The organism is Bacillus sp. ISL-77 (assembly GCF_018613105.1).
In genome coordinates this window covers 14,253-32,727 of record NZ_JAGGQY010000007.1, presented here as the reverse complement: position 1 = coordinate 32,727, position 18,475 = coordinate 14,253, and the positions used below count along the sequence as shown (strand labels likewise).

17 protein-coding genes are annotated in these 18,475 nt (G+C 44.6%); 2 read left to right on the top strand and 15 right to left on the bottom strand.

What is annotated here, in order from left to right:
• Positions 1 to 102 precede the first annotated feature (102 nt).
• On the top strand, positions 103 to 510 hold the full coding sequence (locus J7E77_RS01980) for a hypothetical protein (protein WP_214712002.1): 408 nt from the start codon (positions 103 to 105) through the stop codon (positions 508 to 510).
• 73 nt (positions 511 to 583) lie between these two features.
• On the opposite strand, the gene prmC is transcribed toward J7E77_RS01980, so the two are convergent.
• From prmC to J7E77_RS01925, 11 genes are all read right to left on the bottom strand, one after another.
• Positions 584 to 1,570 (bottom strand): peptide chain release factor N(5)-glutamine methyltransferase, encoded by a 987-nt coding sequence (gene prmC, locus J7E77_RS01975; RefSeq protein WP_214712001.1) that lies wholly within the window; start codon positions 1,568 to 1,570, stop codon positions 584 to 586.
• The gene (gene prfA, locus J7E77_RS01970; protein WP_168241296.1) at positions 1,563 to 2,636 is read right to left on the bottom strand and encodes a peptide chain release factor 1; all 1,074 of its coding nucleotides are present in this window, start codon (positions 2,634 to 2,636) and stop codon (positions 1,563 to 1,565) included. The genes prmC and prfA overlap by 8 nt, the downstream gene beginning before the upstream one ends.
• 181 nt (positions 2,637 to 2,817) lie before the next feature.
• Positions 2,818 to 3,330 carry a hypothetical protein gene (locus tag J7E77_RS01965; protein WP_214712000.1) on the bottom strand — a complete coding sequence of 171 codons (513 nt, stop codon included), beginning with the start codon at positions 3,328 to 3,330 and terminating at the stop codon, positions 2,818 to 2,820.
• A gap of 174 nt (positions 3,331 to 3,504) precedes the next feature.
• Positions 3,505 to 4,104, bottom strand: a complete 600-nt coding sequence (locus J7E77_RS01960) for a thymidine kinase (protein WP_214712074.1) — start codon at positions 4,102 to 4,104, stop codon at positions 3,505 to 3,507.
• Between the two features lie 109 nt (positions 4,105 to 4,213).
• A complete protein-coding gene (rpmE, locus tag J7E77_RS01955; protein ID WP_168241298.1) occupies positions 4,214 to 4,429 on the bottom strand; it encodes a 50S ribosomal protein L31 in 216 nt (71 codons plus the stop codon).
• A 238-nt stretch (positions 4,430 to 4,667) separates the two neighbouring features.
• A complete protein-coding gene (rho, locus tag J7E77_RS01950; RefSeq protein ID WP_088090224.1) occupies positions 4,668 to 5,933 on the bottom strand; it encodes a transcription termination factor Rho in 1,266 nt (421 codons plus the stop codon).
• Positions 5,934 to 6,238: 305 nt separating this feature from the next.
• Positions 6,239 to 7,201 carry a class II fructose-bisphosphatase gene (gene glpX, locus J7E77_RS01945; RefSeq protein ID WP_088090225.1) on the bottom strand — a complete coding sequence of 321 codons (963 nt, stop codon included), beginning with the start codon at positions 7,199 to 7,201 and terminating at the stop codon, positions 6,239 to 6,241.
• Positions 7,202 to 7,421: 220 nt separating this feature from the next.
• Positions 7,422 to 8,708 carry a UDP-N-acetylglucosamine 1-carboxyvinyltransferase gene (locus J7E77_RS01940; RefSeq protein WP_168241299.1) on the bottom strand — a complete coding sequence of 429 codons (1,287 nt, stop codon included), beginning with the start codon at positions 8,706 to 8,708 and terminating at the stop codon, positions 7,422 to 7,424.
• A gap of 184 nt (positions 8,709 to 8,892) precedes the next feature.
• Positions 8,893 to 9,543: a fructose-6-phosphate aldolase gene (gene fsa, locus J7E77_RS01935; RefSeq protein WP_214711999.1), complete on the bottom strand. Its 651-nt coding sequence runs from the start codon at positions 9,541 to 9,543 to the stop codon at positions 8,893 to 8,895.
• A gap of 139 nt (positions 9,544 to 9,682) precedes the next feature.
• On the bottom strand, positions 9,683 to 10,540 hold the full coding sequence (locus J7E77_RS01930; protein WP_214711998.1) for a class II fructose-bisphosphate aldolase: 858 nt from the start codon (positions 10,538 to 10,540) through the stop codon (positions 9,683 to 9,685).
• 247 nt (positions 10,541 to 10,787) lie between these two features.
• Positions 10,788 to 11,159, bottom strand: a complete 372-nt coding sequence (locus J7E77_RS01925) for a response regulator (RefSeq protein WP_066248710.1) — start codon at positions 11,157 to 11,159, stop codon at positions 10,788 to 10,790.
• A 170-nt stretch (positions 11,160 to 11,329) separates the two neighbouring features.
• Here J7E77_RS01925 and J7E77_RS01920 point away from each other — a divergent pair, with 170 nt between their 5' ends.
• The gene (locus J7E77_RS01920; RefSeq protein WP_214711997.1) at positions 11,330 to 11,836 is read left to right on the top strand and encodes a DUF2529 domain-containing protein; all 507 of its coding nucleotides are present in this window, start codon (positions 11,330 to 11,332) and stop codon (positions 11,834 to 11,836) included.
• A 386-nt stretch (positions 11,837 to 12,222) separates the two neighbouring features.
• Here J7E77_RS01920 and J7E77_RS01915 read toward each other — a convergent pair whose 3' ends face one another.
• The 4 genes from J7E77_RS01915 to icmF form a co-directional block, all read right to left on the bottom strand.
• Positions 12,223 to 13,818 (bottom strand): CTP synthase, encoded by a 1,596-nt coding sequence (locus J7E77_RS01915; protein WP_214711996.1) that lies wholly within the window; start codon positions 13,816 to 13,818, stop codon positions 12,223 to 12,225.
• A 213-nt stretch (positions 13,819 to 14,031) separates the two neighbouring features.
• Entirely contained in the window at positions 14,032 to 14,616 is a 585-nt protein-coding gene (gene rpoE, locus J7E77_RS01910) for a DNA-directed RNA polymerase subunit delta (RefSeq protein WP_308160353.1), read from the bottom strand.
• 195 nt (positions 14,617 to 14,811) lie between these two features.
• Positions 14,812 to 15,009: a hypothetical protein gene (locus tag J7E77_RS01905; RefSeq protein ID WP_214711993.1), complete on the bottom strand. Its 198-nt coding sequence runs from the start codon at positions 15,007 to 15,009 to the stop codon at positions 14,812 to 14,814.
• Positions 15,010 to 15,159: 150 nt separating this feature from the next.
• Positions 15,160 to 18,405, bottom strand: a complete 3,246-nt coding sequence (gene icmF / locus J7E77_RS01900) for a fused isobutyryl-CoA mutase/GTPase IcmF (RefSeq protein WP_214711991.1) — start codon at positions 18,403 to 18,405, stop codon at positions 15,160 to 15,162.
• Positions 18,406 to 18,475: the final 70 nt, after the last annotated feature.

Genomic DNA, 18,475 nt, shown 5'->3' with positions numbered 1-18,475 from the left:
GGCATCATTTTTTCGATAAAAATTCTATAAATTGCATCCAATCGCCCCTATTGGCGTCATTATCGAATTAAAAATTAATCTACTGAAAATGGAGTGTAAAAAATGGATCATTCAAAATCGGAATACGTGGACTTAAAAGTAATTTGCCCCGACGATTGCGGCAACGCACCCAAAAAAGCATTTCTCAAAGAATTTAGCATCGCTTATGCACACAAAGACCTCGCTTTTCTATCAGAGAATATCACCTACGATTTTCACTGGAATATCATCGGTCAACATCAGATCCAAGGAAAAGAAAAAGTGATCGAAATCCTCAAACAAAACCAGAATCATAAAGTAACCGAACTGCAGATTAACACCATTATCACCCACGGCTATCACGGCTCAGTTAACGGTACCCAAATCGTAGAAAACAAAAAGAAATATGCATTCTGTAACGTATACCAATTTGCCAGTTCCCGTAATAACTCCAAAATAAAAGAAATGACATCCTATCTAATTGAACTATAAAAAAGCTCAGAGCCATCATCCTCTGAGCTTTTTTATGATTTTCATTATAGTAAATTCGCCACATGACCGGAACCTAAGCCCCGAAGCCGATCTCCGCAAACACCATCCGGTCCTTGCCATTCAAATCATTCACAACCTCAACCTTTGCATTCGCAAAAGCTTTTTGAAAAAGCTCCGCTACCGCTTCGCCCTGACCGGCCCCAATTTCAAATCCAACCAGCGCGCGCCTCTCTAGTACCTGCGGCAGCTCGACCATAAAGCGGCGGTAAAAATCCAAACCATCCGTCCCCGCAAACAAAGCCCGGTGCGGCTCATGCTCCGTCACAACCTCCGACATCGCCGTCATATCTCCGAGCGGAATATACGGTGGATTCGAGAGGATCACATCAAACCGAGCCCCGCTCTCAATAAACGGCCCAAGCAAATCCCCCTGAACAAACTCCACCTCCGCCCCAAGCCGGGCCGCATTCTCCCGCGCCACAGCCAGCGACGCCTCCGCAATATCAGTACCTGACACCAATAACACTGGCTCGATAGGAGAATTGGTGCCTGACACCATTTCCAACGGCTCGACAGGACTATTGGTGCCTGACACCATTTCCCCTAGCTTGATAGGATTTTTGGTGCCTGACACCCGAAGTTCCGCTTCTTCCAGCTTCATCGTAATCGCAATCGCGCCGCTCCCGGTCCCAATATCCGCTAACCTGATAACCTGCTCTCCACTGAACAGCCGCTTGATCCGCTGAAGTGCACCGTAGACAAGTTCTTCCGTTTCCGGCCTCGGGATCAGCACCTCTTCATTGACGATAAACGGCCGCCCGTAAAACTCCTCCGTGCCGATGATATATTGGACCGGCACACTCTTCACGTGTTCACCAACCGCTTTTTCAAAGACTTCCCACACGCCCGGCGCTAGGTCATCGCGGACATTCGCAAACAACTGCGCCCGCGACATCCCCGTAAAATGGCGAAGTAACAGCTCCCCGGCATTCTCATCACGACGCGCTGAAACTAAAAAAGAAGAAGCCCATTGGAGAGCTTCATAGACTTTTTTACTCATTAGAGGCACTTTCCAGCCTGCGCGCTTGATCATCCATAATCAACGCATCGATGACATCATCGAGCTTGCCTTCTAAAATTTGATCGAGCTTTTGAATCGTCAAGCCGATGCGGTGGTCCGTCACCCGGTTTTGCGGGAAGTTATACGTACGAATCCGCTCCGAACGGTCACCCGTACCAACCGCAGATTTACGGACAGAATCGTACTCCGCCTGTGCTTCCTGTTGATACTTATCATAAATTCGTGCGCGTAAAACCTTCATCGCTTTATCTTTGTTCTTGTGCTGCGATTTCTCATCCTGAATCGAAACCACAATCCCAGTTGGAATATGCGTTAACCGAACCGCTGACATCGTCGTGTTAACGGACTGTCCGCCTGCGCCACTTGACGCAAACGCATCAAAACGGATATCTTTATCGTTGATTTCCACTTCTAATTCTTCCGCTTCCGGCAAACAGACAACCGTCGCCGTCGACGTATGAATCCGGCCGCTTGACTCCGTCTCCGGAACACGCTGCACACGGTGTGCGCCGTTCTCATACTTCAACTTCGAATAGGCACCCTGCCCGTTGATCATAAAACTAATTTCCTTATAACCGCCAAGACCAGTCGGGTTCGCATCAATCAATTCCGTCTTCCAGCCCTGCGCTTCCGCATAACGGCTGTACATGCGATATAAATTCCCAGCAAACAAGGCCGCTTCGTCCCCGCCCGCTGCCCCGCGGATTTCAAAGATAACGTTCTTGTCATCATTCGGATCCTTTGGAATCAGCAATAGTTTCATCTTAGCTTCCAATTCAACGATTTGCGCTTCCAGCTCATTAACTTCTTCCTTCACCATTTCACGCATATCCGCATCCAGCTTCTCATCAAGCATCGCCTTGGCATCCTGAAGCTGTTCTCGCGCCTCTTTATATTCACGGTAAGTTAGTACAGTTTCTTGTATATCAGATTGTTCTTTTGAATATTCACGAAGTTTCTTTGAATCATTAATAATTTGTGGGTCGCTCAAAAGTTCATTCAACTTATCATAACGATCTTCCACCGATTGAAGACGATCAAACACGGTCTATTCACCTCAATTTTTTGTCCATAACATTCTAATTATAGTATAGGTGGAAACAACCGTCAAAACCAAATTAAGGGGAAATTTTTTCGCGGAGTGATTTTTCAGGTCAAAATCCTTTTTTTAAAAAGGAACTCAAGCTACGGCCGTAGAAAAAACATGCCCTGATAATCAGAGCATGCTACCTTCGATCTTCTTTGACACGCACTTCAATGTTATAACGCGGTAAGGCCTGGATTAGTTTCCGATGGAGTCGTGCTTCGGCCTTAATTTTTCCCTGCTCTGACTGCATTCCTTTTTTATAAACAGAAACCCACATCCGGTCGCCATTGATCCAGACGGAATCTGCCTCAAATTCATTGGAATCCGCGATGACTTGCTTGGCCTTTTCGATATCGTTGCCTTGATTGTTCGCACCGGCTTCGCCGCCGCTTCCTGTCCCCTTCAGGTCAAGGAAGTTCGGATTTTGATTGGTGATATCATCTTCGACCATATGCTGCTTATTCTTGCCCCGATCCGACATATTCGTCGGCGTGTTGCGGTCATTGCCACGATTGGACATATAATTGGGTGCGGATTGGTCACTCCGTAGGTCATAAGCTTCTTCATTCCCATGATTCCCACCCTGATTTCCGTTACAGCCGCTTACTAAAAACAACATACTTAATGAGAGAAACAACATAATTTTTTGCATCTTACACCTCCCATTACTATCATGCCCGGTCACGGCAACAACAGGTCGAGAGAATTCTTTCCAAGTCCGGCAACAAAAAAACTGCCTGAGAATCCCTTCTCAGACAGTTTTTCCAATGGTGTCAGGCACTAATTATGTAAACTCAACCAACCCTGACATTCATTTGTTACTTCTTTATGCATGAACGGTATAGGACGCCGTTTTAGGGACTTCGTGATGATGACGGCAGCGGGGCTCGTACGCTTCGGAGGCACCCACTAATATGACTGGGTCATGGTAAGAGGCTGGACGTCCATCAATCAGACGCTGCGTCCGGCTTGAAGGCGAACCACAAACAGAACAGACCGCCTGCAGCTTCGTCACCGATTCAGCAATTGCCATCAACGCAGGCATCTGCCCGAACGGCTCACCACGGAAATCCATATCAAGACCCGCACAAACCACCCGATGACCGCTGTCAGCCAGCCGCTGAACAACCCTGAGAATCCCCTCATCAAAAAACTGAACCTCATCAATGGCGATAATATCTATATCCGCTTCCACATGGTGAAGAATCTCAATCGAATGAGTAATTGGCTTCGCATCAAAAGAAGATCCATTATGAGAAACGACAGATTGATCGTGATAGCGATTATCAATTTTCGGCTTAAAAACAGCTATCTTTTGTTTGGCGAACTGAGCACGTCTAACGCGGCGAATCAATTCCTCCGATTTCCCAGAAAACATACTGCCACAGATAACCTCAACCCATCCGCTTTGCTTCATTAAATACATAAAACGGCGTCTCCTTCCAAGCAAATCCTTAAATATCTATCAATTATTTGAATTTTATTTAAAATAAAAAACAGGCAAGTAAATTGCTGCTTGCCTGTACTTTTTACAATTATTGTTGCTGTTGGCTCTTGATGCCGTATTTCTTGTTGAAACGGTCAACACGTCCGCCAGCTTCAGCGAATTTTTGACGACCAGTATAGAATGGATGACATTCTGAACAAGTTTCAACGCGAATTTCTTTCTTCACTGAACCAGTTTCAAAAGTGTTTCCGCATGCACAAGTCACCGTTATCGTTTTATAATTTGGATGAATTCCTGCTTTCATTCTTTTCATCTCCTTCCGCCCTGAATCTTTCGAAACAGAGTTATATAAAGCACTTGTAAAAACAAGCACTGAAATACTAAAAACACACTGCACCCATTATAACAAGCAAAGCCATCTTTGGCAAGTTGGGATTTATTGGTTTCTTTTTTAAAAAGGAACCCATCATGCCCCCTTTACCAGAGTTGTCCGATACCTAATGGACAAGGACCGGCTTAATTTGACCGCTTCACCGCATCGACTACGAACGTCTAGATTTCAGCTCTTCCCCTAGTTGCGCGAAGAATTCTTCATTCGACTTAGTTTGTCTTAATTTTTTCAAGAAGCGTTCCGCAAAATCTGGTGAATCTGACATTGATTTCCGAATCGCCCATAATTTATCCAAATGATCCTTCGGAATCAGCAGCTCTTCCTTACGCGTTCCCGAACGACGGATATCAAGCGCAGGGAAAATACGACGTTCAGCCAGCTGTCGGTCAAGATGCAGTTCCATATTACCTGTCCCTTTAAATTCCTCATAAATCACGTCATCCATCCGTGAGCCTGTATCGACTAAAGCCGTCGCAAGAATCGTCAAACTTCCGCCCTCTTCGATATTACGGGCTGCCCCGAAGAAACGCTTTGGACGGTGGAAGGCTGCTGGGTCAATACCACCAGAAAGCGTTCTTCCGCTTGGTGGAATTACAAGGTTATAAGCACGAGCCAGACGTGTAATACTATCCATCAGGATCACAACATCGCGTTTGTGTTCGACTAAACGCATCGCGCGGTCAAGCACTAACTCCGCTACTTTAATATGGTTTTCAGGTACTTCGTCAAACGTCGAACTAACCACGTCACCGGCAACCGAACGCTCGATGTCGGTCACTTCTTCCGGACGTTCATCGATTAACAGCATGATTAATTCCACTTCAGGGTGGTTCGTGGTAATGCTGTTCGCAATTTCTTTTAATAGCATTGTTTTACCGGCCTTTGGCGGAGCGACGATTAAGCCACGCTGCCCAAAACCAACCGGTGCGACAACGTCCATAATTCTTGTCGATAGATGTTTTTGAGTCGTTTCTAATTTCATCTGTCTGTTTGGATATAATGGTGTGAGGCCTGGGAAGTACACCCGTTCTTTCGCTGATTCCGGATCTTCCCCGTTGACAGCCTCCACGTGCAATAGTCCATAATAACGCTCATTTTCCTTTGGAGGTCTTACCTTACCGGAAACTTTATCCCCATTACGAAGGTCGAAGCGGCGGATTTGCGAAGCAGAAATATAGATATCCTCTGAGCTTGGCGAGTAGTTAATTGGTCGTAAGAATCCAAATCCTTCTGATTGGATGATTTCCAAGACGCCTTCCATGAAAAAGTACCCCTGCTGTTCCGCACGAGATTTCAGGATGGCAAAAATTAATTCTTTTTTTGTTAATTTGCTGTAATAAGTCACTTTATATTCGCGAGCAAGCTCATAAAGCTCCTTCAGCTTCATATTTTCTAAACTTGAAATTGTTAAGTCCATCTGTGCACCACACTTTTATTTTTTTCAATCAGATAATAATTAAGAGAGTTGAGGAATTGAAATAGAAGCAGTAAGAAATGAATAGAATTGCAGAAAAATGCATAAAACAATTACTATTTTACCCTCTATGCAAAAAATTAATCAACTAAATTTTCTATTCTCATTCATTGGGAATTTTTTCTGTGAAGGAGTTCTTTCAAAATTCCTAATCGAGTGTAATAGGAGTTTTTTAATTTAGGAGAGACTTTATGCCATGAAGGGTGCCTGACACGCACTGGTGTCAGGCACCCTCCTTGCGGCATCGCCTATTTAATCACTAAATTAGGTTTTTTCTTTAAACTATGACGACCTTCGACAAAGCGGACGGTGCCTGATTTGGCACGCATAACGATTGAGTGGGTCGAACCGTAGGATCCTTTGAATTGAACACCGCGCAGCAATTCTCCGTCGGTAATCCCTGTCGCAGCAAAAATGGCGTCATCGCCTTTGACAAGGTCCTCCATCCGCAGGACGCGATTGACATCGAGGCCCATCTTGATGCAGCGCTCAAGCTCCGCATCATTTTGCGGCAATAGTTTACCGATGATTTCGCCGCCAAGACATTTTAAGGCAACAGCAGACAAAACGCCTTCAGGAGCACCGCCAGAACCAAAGAGAATATCCACGCCGGTATTGTCGAATGCCGTATTAATGGCACCTGCCACGTCACCATCATTAATTAACTTGATTCTTGCCCCTGCTTCACGAAGCTGGGCAATGATATGCTCATGGCGCTCACGATTTAAAACAGTCGCCACGACATCCTCGATATCTTTATTTTTCGCTTTGGCAACGGCTTTTAAGTTGTCTAGAACAGAGGCATTAATATCAATATGTCCGACTGCTTCGGGCCCAACCGCGATTTTTTCCATGTACATATCAGGAGCATGAAGAAGGTTGCCATGGTCAGCAATCGCAAGAACCGCTAAAGCATTCCAGCCGCCTGATGCTAAAATATTGGTACCTTCGAGCGGGTCAACGGCAACATCGACGCGTGGTCCGTAGCCTGTCCCAAGTTTTTCACCAATATAAAGCATTGGTGCTTCATCCATTTCCCCTTCACCAATGACAACTGTACCTTTCATTGGCACGGTGTCAAACACATCGCGCATGGCAGAAGTAGCTGCACCATCGGCCTCATCTTTTTTCCCACGGCCCATCCAACGGGCTGAAGCTAGTGCTGCTGCTTCTGTGACACGGACAAGCTCCATCGTTAAACTTCTTTCCATCGGTCTCCATCTCCCTATGTCTTACGTTTATCTCCCGAACTTTGCTTTCTGTCTAGGCTACAGCGCTCAGCGGCTAAACCGGCGCTTCCGCTTTTCTATTGTCTAGCTCCAGCGCCTAGGGGCTCGGGGTCATAAGCCAATCCGTCAAAAAGGTCAAAAAGCAACCTTCACGCCGGCTCGTCTTATGCCTGTCGCCCCTGGGCAAGGCGATTCCGCTTTTCTATGTGTTCTTCATCTGTTCTACTTCTTCTTTTGTCAACGCTTCCCGCCAAATGGTTGCACCGAGTCCGTTTAATTTTCCGACAAGGTCACTATAGCCGCGGTCGATATGTTCAAGACCGGTTACTTCAGTAATTCCTTCGGCAATCAAACCGGCAATGACAAGAGCGGCTCCTGCCCTGAGATCGCTTGCCTTCACTTTGGCACCTTGAAGCTGAATCGGGCCATTTATGATGGCTGAGCGTCCTTCCACCTTGATATTGGCGTTCATTCTTCTTAGTTCATCGATATGCTTAAAGCGGGCACCGTAAATCGTGTCTGTCACAACACTTGAGCCGGCAGCTTTTGTCAGAAGTGTTGTAAACGGTTGCTGTAAATCGGTCGGAAACCCAGGATAAACAAGCGTTTTAATGTCGACAGCCTTTAATTTTGTTGACCCGTCAACAAACACTTGATCATCGCCGGATTCGACACGAACACCCATTTCGCGCAGTTTAGCAATTAATGATTCTAAATGCTGCGGGATGACGTTATCGATTAACACGCCTTCGCCCACCGCTGCGCCTAAAATCATATACGTGCCAGCTTCAATTCGGTCAGGAATAATGGTGTGGCGGCAGCCATGGAGTGATTCCACACCATCGATACGGATCACGTCGGTTCCTGCGCCTTTAATTTTCGCACCCATACTTGTTAGCAGCGTCGCCACATCAATGATTTCTGGCTCTTTCGCCGCATTTTCAATCACCGTCCGGCCTTTGGCCCGAACAGCCGCCAACATGATGTTAATCGTTGCTCCCACACTGACGACGTCAAGATAAATCCGTGCGCCGCGAAGCTCGTCCGCCCGTAAATAAATCGCACCTTGTTCATTGGTGATTTGGGCCCCAAGTGCTTCGAAACCTTTAATATGCTGATCAATCGGTCTTGGTCCTAAATGGCAGCCGCCAGGCAAGCCAATTACCGCCTTTTTAAACCGGCCGAGCATCGCACCCATTAAGTAATAAGAAGCACGGAGCTTTTTTACTTTCCCGTTTGGCAGGGGCATGGAAATCATCGTAGATGGGTCGACCGTCATATCGTTGTCAGAGAGCTGAACATTTCCGCCGATTTCTTCAAGAAGGTCCTTCAAGATTTCAACATCTGAAATGTCCGGCAATCCCTCAATTGTCACTGGTGATTCCGCTAAAATTGTTGCAGGAATTAACGCGACGGCACTGTTTTTTGCCCCGCTGATCCGTACAGTTCCCTTTAACGGATATCCACCCGCAATTTTAAGTTTTTCCATTTTCCGACTCCCTTCTAAGCCCTTGTAAGTCAATCGGTACGCATCCGCTTATTACTGAATGAGGCTCTAGGTATATTTTTCCATCATGAAAAGTCAAAATCCGACAGTTTGTCTATCCTTTAGTTTACACCAAAATTCTATTTTCATGTATGGCAATGAAAAATTTTTTCATAAAACTGGAAATTTATGCCTCTGTACGAGCTTTCCAGTCTGTTAGGAAGCCTTCAATGCCCTTATCTGTTAATGGATGATGGAATAATCCCATTAATACTTTGTATGGAATGGTTGCAATATGAGCGCCTCTTAATGCGGCTTCTGTCACGTGAACTGGATTACGAATGGAGGCTGCAATGATTTCTGATTCAATGCCATGCACGTTGAAGATTTCTGAAATTGTTGAAATTAGGTCTAAGCCATTTTGGCCGATATCATCTAATCTGCCGAGGAATGGAGAAACATAGCTTGCACCAGCTCTTGCAGCTAGTAAGGCTTGGTTCGCACTGAAAATGAGGGTCACGTTTGTTTTGATTCCGTCTTGCGCAAAAGCATGAGTCGCCTTTAAACCATCTGGAGTCATCGGAACTTTCACAGTAATATTAGGAGCAATCGCTGCAAGTTCTCTACCTTCACGGATCATGCCTTCTGCATCAAGGGCAATGACTTCCGCACTTACTGAACCCGGAACAAGGGCAGCAATTTCTTTGATACGTTCATGAAAAGAAACACCTTTTTCTCTAGCAACTAATGATGGGTTGGTAGTTACCCCTGCTAATAAGCCTAAGTCATGCGCTTCGCGGATCTCTTCTAAATTGGCCGTATCAATAAAAAATTTCATCGTTTCTCCTCCATTTTTTCGACTAAATTTTCAGTTTTCTTATACAGACTGAAACCGCCCTTTGGTAAGGACGGTTTTCATTTTATCATAAATTGGAACAAATAAGAAATCGACATTGTTCCCGTTTTTCAGAATTGTCTTACGCTCTGCCTGAAGAACCGAATTCGCGAATTTTGCCAATAACGGTTGCTTTGATGGCATCACGAGCTGGTCCTAAATATTTACGTGGATCGTATTCTTCAGGTTTAGCAGCTAATGATTCACGAACAGCTTTTGCAGAAGCGATTTGATTTTCTGTATTCACATTGATTTTTGCTGTTCCAAGTGAAACAGATTTTTGGATATCCTTTAATGGGATACCAGTTCCGCCGTGAAGGACTAATGGAAGACCTGTAATCTTGCCGATTTCTTCCATTTCAGTGAAACCAAGGTTTGGTTCACCTTTGTAAGGACCGTGAACAGAACCTAATGCAGGTGCAAGGCAGTCGATACCTGTGCGTTTTACAAGTTCTTCACATTCTTTTGGATCTGCGTAAATGACGCCTTCAGCGATAACATCGTCTTCTTGGCCGCCAACAGTTCCTAATTCCGCTTCAACAGAAACACCTTTTGAATGAGCATAGTCAACTACTTTAGAAGTAATTTCGATATTTTCTTCAAATGGGTGGTGAGAAGCATCGATCATAACAGATGTGAAGCCTGCATCAATCGCTTCTTTACATTTTTCAAAGCTTGAACCGTGGTCAAGGTGAATGGCCACTGGTACTGTCACTTTCAAGTCTTCCATTAAGCCTTCAACCATTTTCACAACGGTTTTGAAGCCGGACATATAACGGGCAGCACCTTCAGATACCCCAAGGATAACTGGTGAATTTTCAGCTTGTGCAGCTTGAAGAATGGCTTGTGTAAATTCTAGGTTATTTAAGTTAAATTGCCCAACCGCATATCCTTCTGCTTTTGCTTTGATGAGCATTTCTTTCATTGAAACTAATGGCATTTCTCTTCCTCCTTAGTTTAGGTCGCTATCTTTTTCAAAAATGGGCCTTCCATATTAAGGTTTTCCCTCAATTTTACGGATTATGTATTACTGAAAAAGATAACCAACCAGTGAAAAGTTCATATGTATCATATCAAACCAAGGTTCGAAATGCCATTAAAAAGACAGAGTTTTATAAACTTTCATAATGAAAGCGCGTCCATTTAACTATTCCCACAGTTCTTATGTTTTTTATAAAAAAATGACGTTAATTCATCTTTTGAGGGATGTGTTTTCGAACAGCTGCACGAATATCATCAATGTCAAAAGGCTTGGCAAAATGAGTGATCGCGCCAAGGTCCTTCGCTTCTTGAATCATATCCAACTCGCCATAAGCAGTCATGATAATGACGCGAATGTCCGGATCGATTACTTTCATTCTTTTTAAAATCTCGATTCCGTCCATTCCAGGAATTTTCATATCCAATAGGACAAGGTCGGGGTCATGCTTTGTTACAATTTCAAGGGCCTGAATGCCATTGGCAGCCTGAAAGGTCTGATACCCTTCTTTTTGAAACACTTCATTTAGCAGGATTCGAATGCCAAACTGATCATCAACGATTAAAATTTTCTCTTTCATAACTCCACCTCTTCCTTATTTTTAAATTGCTTTTTTATTATCCCTATATCTCTCACTTGTTATATTTCTCGCTGAAAGAGAAATTCTCCTGCAGAAATTTTGATATTTTTCTTTTATTTTTGCAGTGGCGAAAAAATGCTTATAATAAGAGGGTGAATAGGAGGGTTTTTATGTTAAAAATGTTTACTACTCAATTAACCGGTCTGTTGAAGCGGATTGAGGAAAAAGAGGAATATTCCTTTGAAGATGGTGCCCGCTTGCTTGCGCAAGGGCCGATATATATTTTTGCCACGAAGGAAATGAAAGCGGTTGAGTTTGAAGCTTTGGAGGGTGCCGAACCGTTAAAGGGCGTGAAGGTGTTTAAGCGTGTCGGGGAGCTAACTGACTCTGATCGGGTGCTGATTTTCTCGCGGTATTCAAGTGATGAAGACGCCATGGAGGTGGCCGCTCAACTTCAGGAAAAGGCGATTCCTTTTGTGGCTGTTTCCACGGCTGTACCGGAGGGTGGAAAATTGCAAGAGTTGGCTGATCTCCATATCGATTTACGGCTGACGAAAGGCCTCCTCCCCGATGATTTTGGAAACCGTTATGGATATCCGTCATCGATGGCAGCATTATTCGTTTATTTCGGCTTGAAATTTACCATTAAAGAGATTTTAGCAGAGTATGAGGAGTAAAACGGGGTGAATAACCCTGTTTTTTTATTGCCCTTGATTATTTCCCGGGGGGTTAGGAGGTCAAAAATATAGACTTTTGGCTTTTGTGCCATTTCGGGGTGATTTTGTGCCAATTCCAGGTGGTTTTGTGCATTTTTGGCATGCTTTTGTGCCATTTCCAAAGGGTTTTGTGCCATTTTGAAGTAGTTTTGTGTAATTAGACAATAAATGGAAATTACCCACACAATTATAATACCACTTTTACAAAAATTCCCTATATATATTTCACTGCGAGTTTCCTTTTTATAAAAATCACCTTTGTATAACCTGACACAAATACCCTTTTTATAAAAACCCAAAGATAAAAAAACAGGACCAGCAAACTAAACTGGTCCTGACCACATAACTTATTTTTGAATCGTTGCTTTAATAAAGTCACGGAACAAGGGCTGTGGACGTGTTGGTCTAGAGACGAATTCCGGATGGAATTGCGACGCTACAAACCACGGATGGTCCTTCAGTTCCACAATCTCCACTAAACGGCCGTCCGGACTTGTCCCAGAGAACACAAAGCCGCGAGCTTCCATGTCTTGACGATAATGATTGTTAAACTCATAACGATGGCGGTGGCGCTCATAAATAACCTCTTCTTCATACGCTTCAAACGCCTTCGAGCCCTCAACAATACGCGCAGGATAAAGACCTAAACGCAGCGTGCCGCCCAAATCCTCAACATCCTTCTGCTCTGGAAGCAAATCAATAATCGGATGAGCTGTATCCGCATCAAATTCTGCAGAATGCGCACCTTGAAGTCCAAGCACATTGCGGGCAAATTCAATCGTTGCCAGCTGCATTCCTAAACAAATGCCAAGGAATGGCTTCTTCACTTCACGAGCATAGCGAGTCGCTTCAATTTTCCCTTCAATCCCGCGGTCACCAAAGCCGCCCGGAACAAGGACACCGTCGACATCATTCAATAACTCAGCCACATTTTCACGTGTAACCTCTTCGGCATTAATCCATTTAATTTCAACATCGGTATCAAACGCATAACCGGCATGTTTCATCGCTTCCACGACAGAAATATAGGCATCCTGAAGCTCAACATATTTTCCGACAAGACCAATGCGCGTCTTATTCGAAAGGTTAATGACGCGGTCAACGAGTGCTTTCCACTCCGTCATATCCGCTTCGTTCGTAACTAATTTCAAATGATCGCAGACGATTTGGTCCATATTTTGATCTTGAAGCGCTAGTGGAATCGAATAAAGCGTATCGGCATCGCGACATTCGATTACAGCTTTTGCATCAATATCGCAGAACAAGGCAATTTTATCCTTCATATCCTGTGAAACCGGCATTTCCGTACGCACGACAATAATGTTTGGCTGAATACCAAGGCTGCGAAGCTCTTTCACACTGTGCTGGGTCGGCTTGGTTTTCATTTCACCCGCTGCTTTAATATACGGAATCAGCGTACAGTGAATGTACATCACATTTTCCGAGCCGATATCACTCTTGATTTGGCGAATTGCCTCAAGGAATGGAAGTGATTCAATATCGCCTACCGTTCCGCCGATCTCCGTAATCACGACATCGGCATTCGTTTCTTTACCGGCGCGGAAGCAGCGCTCCTTAATTTCATTGGTGATATGTGGAATAACCTGTACGGTTGCACCCAAATAATCACCGCGGCGCTCTTTCCGTAAAACCGTCGAATAAATTTTTCCGGTTGTTACATTGCTGTACTTGTTTAAGTTGATGTCAATAAAACGCTCATAGTGACCTAAGTCCAAATCGGTTTCAGCGCCATCACCGGTAACGAATACTTCACCGTGCTGGTACGGACTCATTGTTCCAGGGTCGACGTTAATGTAAGGGTCGAATTTTTGAATGGTTACATTCACGCCCCGATTTTTCAATAAGCGCCCTAAAGATGCTGCTGTAATTCCTTTTCCTAGTGATGAAACCACACCACCAGTTACAAAAATATATTTTGTCATAAATATTTCCCCCTCTTATACAGTTTGTACATTATTCAGTTTGTTTAAGGGTTTTTGTAAAAAAATATTTTCCTTACGCCCGAAAAAATTTGGAACAATAAAAAACGCTCTCCTACTCTTGGTAGGGAGCGTATTATAAGTAAATAACGTATCGTCCTTTTTTAAGGAGCCCAAAAGTGATTCTACAAGGGCATGCAAAAAAAGTCAAGTTGATTAATCTTTTTCTACTTCTTCCTCATCATCGAATACTTCTTCTTCCTCAAGATCATCATCGAGGTCTTCGTCTTCTTCATCAAGGTCAATCTCGAGCTCATCCTCGATCACATCATCATCATCGTCTTCGTCAAACTCATCTACTTCGTCGATATCAAGATCATCCTCATCGTCAAGGAGATCATCTTCATCATCAAAGTCATCAAAATCATCTTCAATTTCTTCCACTTCATCGATTTCATCGAAATCTTCTTCGTCGACAACCTTCTTCGCCTTTTTCTTCTTAGGCTTCACAACGGTGACAACTTCTTCCTCAGCAGTATCAACTGGATACCAAACGCGAAGTCCCCAGCGGTTACTTCCTAATGAAAGGAAACGGCCATCTACATTTATGTCAGTGTAAAATTGTGCAAGTCTTGATTGAATTTCTTGCTCAGTAATCCCCGATGCCTTCTTAATTTCTTTTAATAGATCACTAAAGGCAATCGGCTCCTTACTATTTTTCAAAAATTCAAAAGCCATTTCCATAAGGGAAAACTCTTTTAATTCCTCTTTTGAGTATTGTGCTAAACTCAATATGGGCACTTCCTTTCTCTATTTAACACTCTTAAATGAGTGATTAACGGACATAGCAATAAGGTTGATTAATATAAACTTGAGAATTCTCCAGCTCCAGCAACTAGCGTACTTCGCTAACGGGCGCTTCCGTTTTTCTCTTAAAAATACATATTCTTCATTATAAACAAATTCTTCCGGTTTATGCTAGTGCTAGTCGTTGTTTCACTTGAATTTTTGCGGATGAGCCTTTTCACTATCCGTTTTCTTGGCTTGCTTCTGCTTTTTCATCTCCTTAATAGATATCACTAGAAAGAAGATTGCTAGCAGCAGGAACGAAATCGCGCCTAACTGACGTTGATAGAGATAATTTAATGGCCAGGCACAAACAATTAAAACCACCAATATATGACTTACCTTCATTTGCTCACCTGCCCAAAACCCTCGGAGTATGTACGCTAAATCGATTATATAAGATTAACGCAAATATTAATATCTCATAAAAAAAGTTTTATTACAAAAATTGGTGTCAGGCACCATGTGAAACATTCACATGGTGCCTGACACCGTACTCTACATATTTCGTCGATATTGTCCGCCCACTTCGTACAAGGCTCTCGTGATTTGCCCAAGGCTGGCTACTTTAACGGTTTCCATTAATTCGGCAAAAATATTGCCATTGTTGACGGCGGCCTCTTTTAAGCGCTTCAATGCTGCCCCTGAAGCATCTGCATGACTTTCCTGGAAGGCACGTAAATTGACGATCTGCAGTTCCTTCTCTTCGTAGGATGCGCGCGCTATTTCCATATTGTTGACATCTTCCGCTGACGGAGGATTCGGGTTCAAATACGTATTCACACCGATAATCGGTAATTCGCCGGTATGCTTTTTCATTTCATAGTACATCGATTCATCTTGAATTTTACCGCGCTGATACTGTGTTTCCATCGAACCAAGCACACCGCCGCGGTCATTCAAACGCTCAAACTCTTGTAGTACCGCTTCCTCGACCAGATCCGTTAGCTCCTCGACAATAAACGAACCTTGCAACGGATTTTCATTTTTCGCTAAACCATGTTCTTTGGTAATAATCATCTGAATCGCCATCGCCCGGCGTACTGATTCTTCCGTCGGCGTCGTAATGGCTTCATCATATGCATTTGTATGAAGCGAATTACAGTTATCCTGCAGGGCCATTAATGCCTGCAGTGTCGTCCGGATATCATTAAAGTCAATTTCCTGCGCATGGAGCGAACGGCCAGACGTCTGGACATGGTACTTTAATTTTTGGCTGCGCTCGTTGGCGCCGTATTTATTGCGCATCACCGTTGCCCAAATTCGTCGTGCGACACGGCCAATCACCGTATATTCTGGATCCAAGCCATTCGAGAAAAAGAACGATAAGTTCGGGGCAAAATCATCAATGTTCATGCCGCGGCTTAAATAGTATTCCACATACGTAAACCCATTTGACAATGTAAACGCCAGCTGCGAAATCGGATTCGCACCGGCTTCCGCAATATGATAGCCCGAAATCGACACTGAATAATAATTGCGGACTAGATGTTCGATGAAATATTGCTGAATATCACCCATCATCCTTAGAGCAAACTCGGTTGAAAAAATACATGTATTTTGTCCTTGGTCTTCTTTTAAAATATCGGCCTGCACCGTACCGCGCACCGTCCGTAACGTATAGGCCCGTACCTCCGCAAACTCCTCAACCGTTAACACACGGCCAAGTTCCGCTTCCTTCCGCTGCACCTGCTGGTCGATCGCTGTATTCATAAACATCGCTAAAATAATCGGTGCTGGTCCATTAATCGTCATCGAAACCGATGTCGACGGATGGCACAGGTCAAAACCGGCATATAGCTTTTTCATATCATTTAGAGTACAAACATTGACGCCGCTCTCCCCGATTTTCCCGAAAATATCCGGGCGGTAATCCGGGTCTTCACCGTAAAGCGTCACAGAGTCAAACGCGGTACTTAACCGTTTCGCCTCATCATCCTTCGATAAATAATGGAAGCGGCGATTCGTCCGCTCCGGTGTCCCCTCGCCAGCAAACTGCCGTTTCGGATCTTCCCCCTCACGCTTGAACGGGAATACCCCCGCCGTATACGGGAACGAACCCGGCACATTTTCCTGGTAGACCCAGCGCAGAATTTCACCATAATCCTTATACCTCGGAAGCACCACTTTCGGAATGTCGAGTCCTGAAAGGCTTTTCGCTTTTAACACCGTGATAATCTCTTTATCACGAATCCTTGTCACAAACTTATCGGCAGAATAGTCCGCCTTTGTCTGTGCCCACGAATCAAGAATTTTCCGTGATTCTGGTGTCAGACGCGCCTCGGTTTCTTGCTTCACCACTTCTAAAGCAGCAATCGCCGCCGCAGCGCTTACCGCTTCGATCGCCCCTTCTAACTGAAATAACTTCCGGGCAATATTCGCCTGTTCTTCAGCTTTCTTATGATAACCGCGCACCGTTTCGGATATTTCACGTAAATAATAACGACGGTCGGTTGGGATAATCACATTTTGCTTCTCCACAAGGGCATTTTTACTAAAAGAAGTCACCCAGCCCGTGCCCATTTTGTCATTAATTTTTTCAATCAAGGCCGCGAACAATGCATTCGTGCCCAGGTCATTGAACTGGCTCGCAATCGTTCCATAAACCGGCATATCATCGATGTCTTTTTCAAACAGCATATGGCTCCGCTGGTACTGCTTTTGCACCTGACGCCTCGCATCCTCCGAGCCCTTGCGCTCAAACTTATTAATGACAATCAGGTCAGCAAAATCAATCATATCAATCTTTTCAAGCTGGGACGGCGCTCCAAATTCACTCGTCATCACGTACAAGGAAACATCGCAAATCTCCGTGATTTCCGCATCCCCCTGGCCAATCCCGCTCGTTTCGACAATCACGAGGTCAAAGCCAGCAGCCTTCGTTACGGCAACCGCATCGCTGATCGCCAGTGATAATTCACTTTTCGAATGCCTTGTCGCCAGACTGCGCATATACACATTCGGCGAAAAAATCGCATTCATGCGGATCCGGTCCCCTAACAGCGCACCGCCCGTCTTTTGCTTGGTTGGATCCACCGACAGAATCGCCACCTTTTTATCCGGCAATTCATTAATAAAGCGGCGGATCAATTCATCGGTCAAGGAACTTTTTCCGGCTCCGCCCGTACCCGTGATTCCGACGACTGGAATCCGCTTCTCCAGTGACTTTACTTGGTCAAGCACCTGCTCAACCGTTGCCGCCGCCTCGTTCCGTTTATCAACATGAAGTTCTGCCAAGGTGATCAACTTCGCCACCGCATTCACATCACCCGTCGGAAGCTTCTCCATTTGTTCAGCCACATCCAGCGGAACCGTCGCAAAATCGCACTCCTCCATCATCCGGTCAATCATCCCTTGAAGCCCTAACTTCCGGCCATCTTCCGGTGAAAAAATCCACGCAATCCCGTACTCATGCAGCTCATTTATTTCCCGCGGGATAATCACACCGCCGCCGCCGCCATAAATGCGGATGTTCGGCGCCCCTTTTTCCTTCAGTAAATCGTACATATATTTAAAGTATTCAACATGACCGCCTTGATACGAAGAAATCGCAATCCCCTGCACATCCTCCTGAATCGCCGCGTTCACAACCTCCTCAACCGAGCGATTATGGCCAAGATGAATGACCTCGGCCCCGCTTGCCTGAAGAATACGCCTCATAATATTGATGGAAGCATCATGCCCGTCAAACAAACTCGAAGCCGTGACAAAGCGAATATGATGCTTCGGCTGATAATTCCCCATCGTAGTCCTCCTTTTAAACTATTTTTATAAAAATAAACGCATCTACTTTTAGCCGTTTCAAAACATTTTA

Excerpts from the sequence above, each read along its gene's own strand:
- rho (WP_088090224.1), bottom strand. The coding sequence starts at position 5,933 with ATGGACTTAACAATTTCAAGTTTAGAAAATATGAAGCTGAAGGAGCTT.
- icmF (WP_214711991.1), bottom strand. The coding sequence starts at position 18,405 with ATGGGGAATTATCAGCCGAAGCATCATATTCGCTTTGTCACGGCTTCG.
- fsa (WP_214711999.1), bottom strand. The coding sequence starts at position 9,543 with ATGAAATTTTTTATTGATACGGCCAATTTAGAAGAGATCCGCGAAGCG.
- J7E77_RS01905 (WP_214711993.1), bottom strand. The coding sequence starts at position 15,009 with ATGAAGGTAAGTCATATATTGGTGGTTTTAATTGTTTGTGCCTGGCCA.
- prmC (WP_214712001.1), bottom strand. The coding sequence starts at position 1,570 with ATGAGTAAAAAAGTCTATGAAGCTCTCCAATGGGCTTCTTCTTTTTTA.
- J7E77_RS01925 (WP_066248710.1), bottom strand. The coding sequence starts at position 11,159 with ATGAAAGAGAAAATTTTAATCGTTGATGATCAGTTTGGCATTCGAATC.
- J7E77_RS01915 (WP_214711996.1), bottom strand. The coding sequence starts at position 13,818 with ATGACAAAATATATTTTTGTAACTGGTGGTGTGGTTTCATCACTAGGA.
- J7E77_RS01940 (WP_168241299.1), bottom strand. The coding sequence starts at position 8,708 with ATGGAAAAACTTAAAATTGCGGGTGGATATCCGTTAAAGGGAACTGTA.
- J7E77_RS01920 (WP_214711997.1), top strand. The coding sequence starts at position 11,330 with ATGTTAAAAATGTTTACTACTCAATTAACCGGTCTGTTGAAGCGGATT.
- J7E77_RS01980 (WP_214712002.1), top strand. The coding sequence starts at position 103 with ATGGATCATTCAAAATCGGAATACGTGGACTTAAAAGTAATTTGCCCC.
- J7E77_RS01965 (WP_214712000.1), bottom strand. The coding sequence starts at position 3,330 with ATGCAAAAAATTATGTTGTTTCTCTCATTAAGTATGTTGTTTTTAGTA.
- J7E77_RS01960 (WP_214712074.1), bottom strand. The coding sequence starts at position 4,104 with ATGTATTTAATGAAGCAAAGCGGATGGGTTGAGGTTATCTGTGGCAGT.
- glpX (WP_088090225.1), bottom strand. The coding sequence starts at position 7,201 with ATGGAAAGAAGTTTAACGATGGAGCTTGTCCGTGTCACAGAAGCAGCA.
- rpmE (WP_168241298.1), bottom strand. The coding sequence starts at position 4,429 with ATGAAAGCAGGAATTCATCCAAATTATAAAACGATAACGGTGACTTGT.
- J7E77_RS01930 (WP_214711998.1), bottom strand. The coding sequence starts at position 10,540 with ATGCCATTAGTTTCAATGAAAGAAATGCTCATCAAAGCAAAAGCAGAA.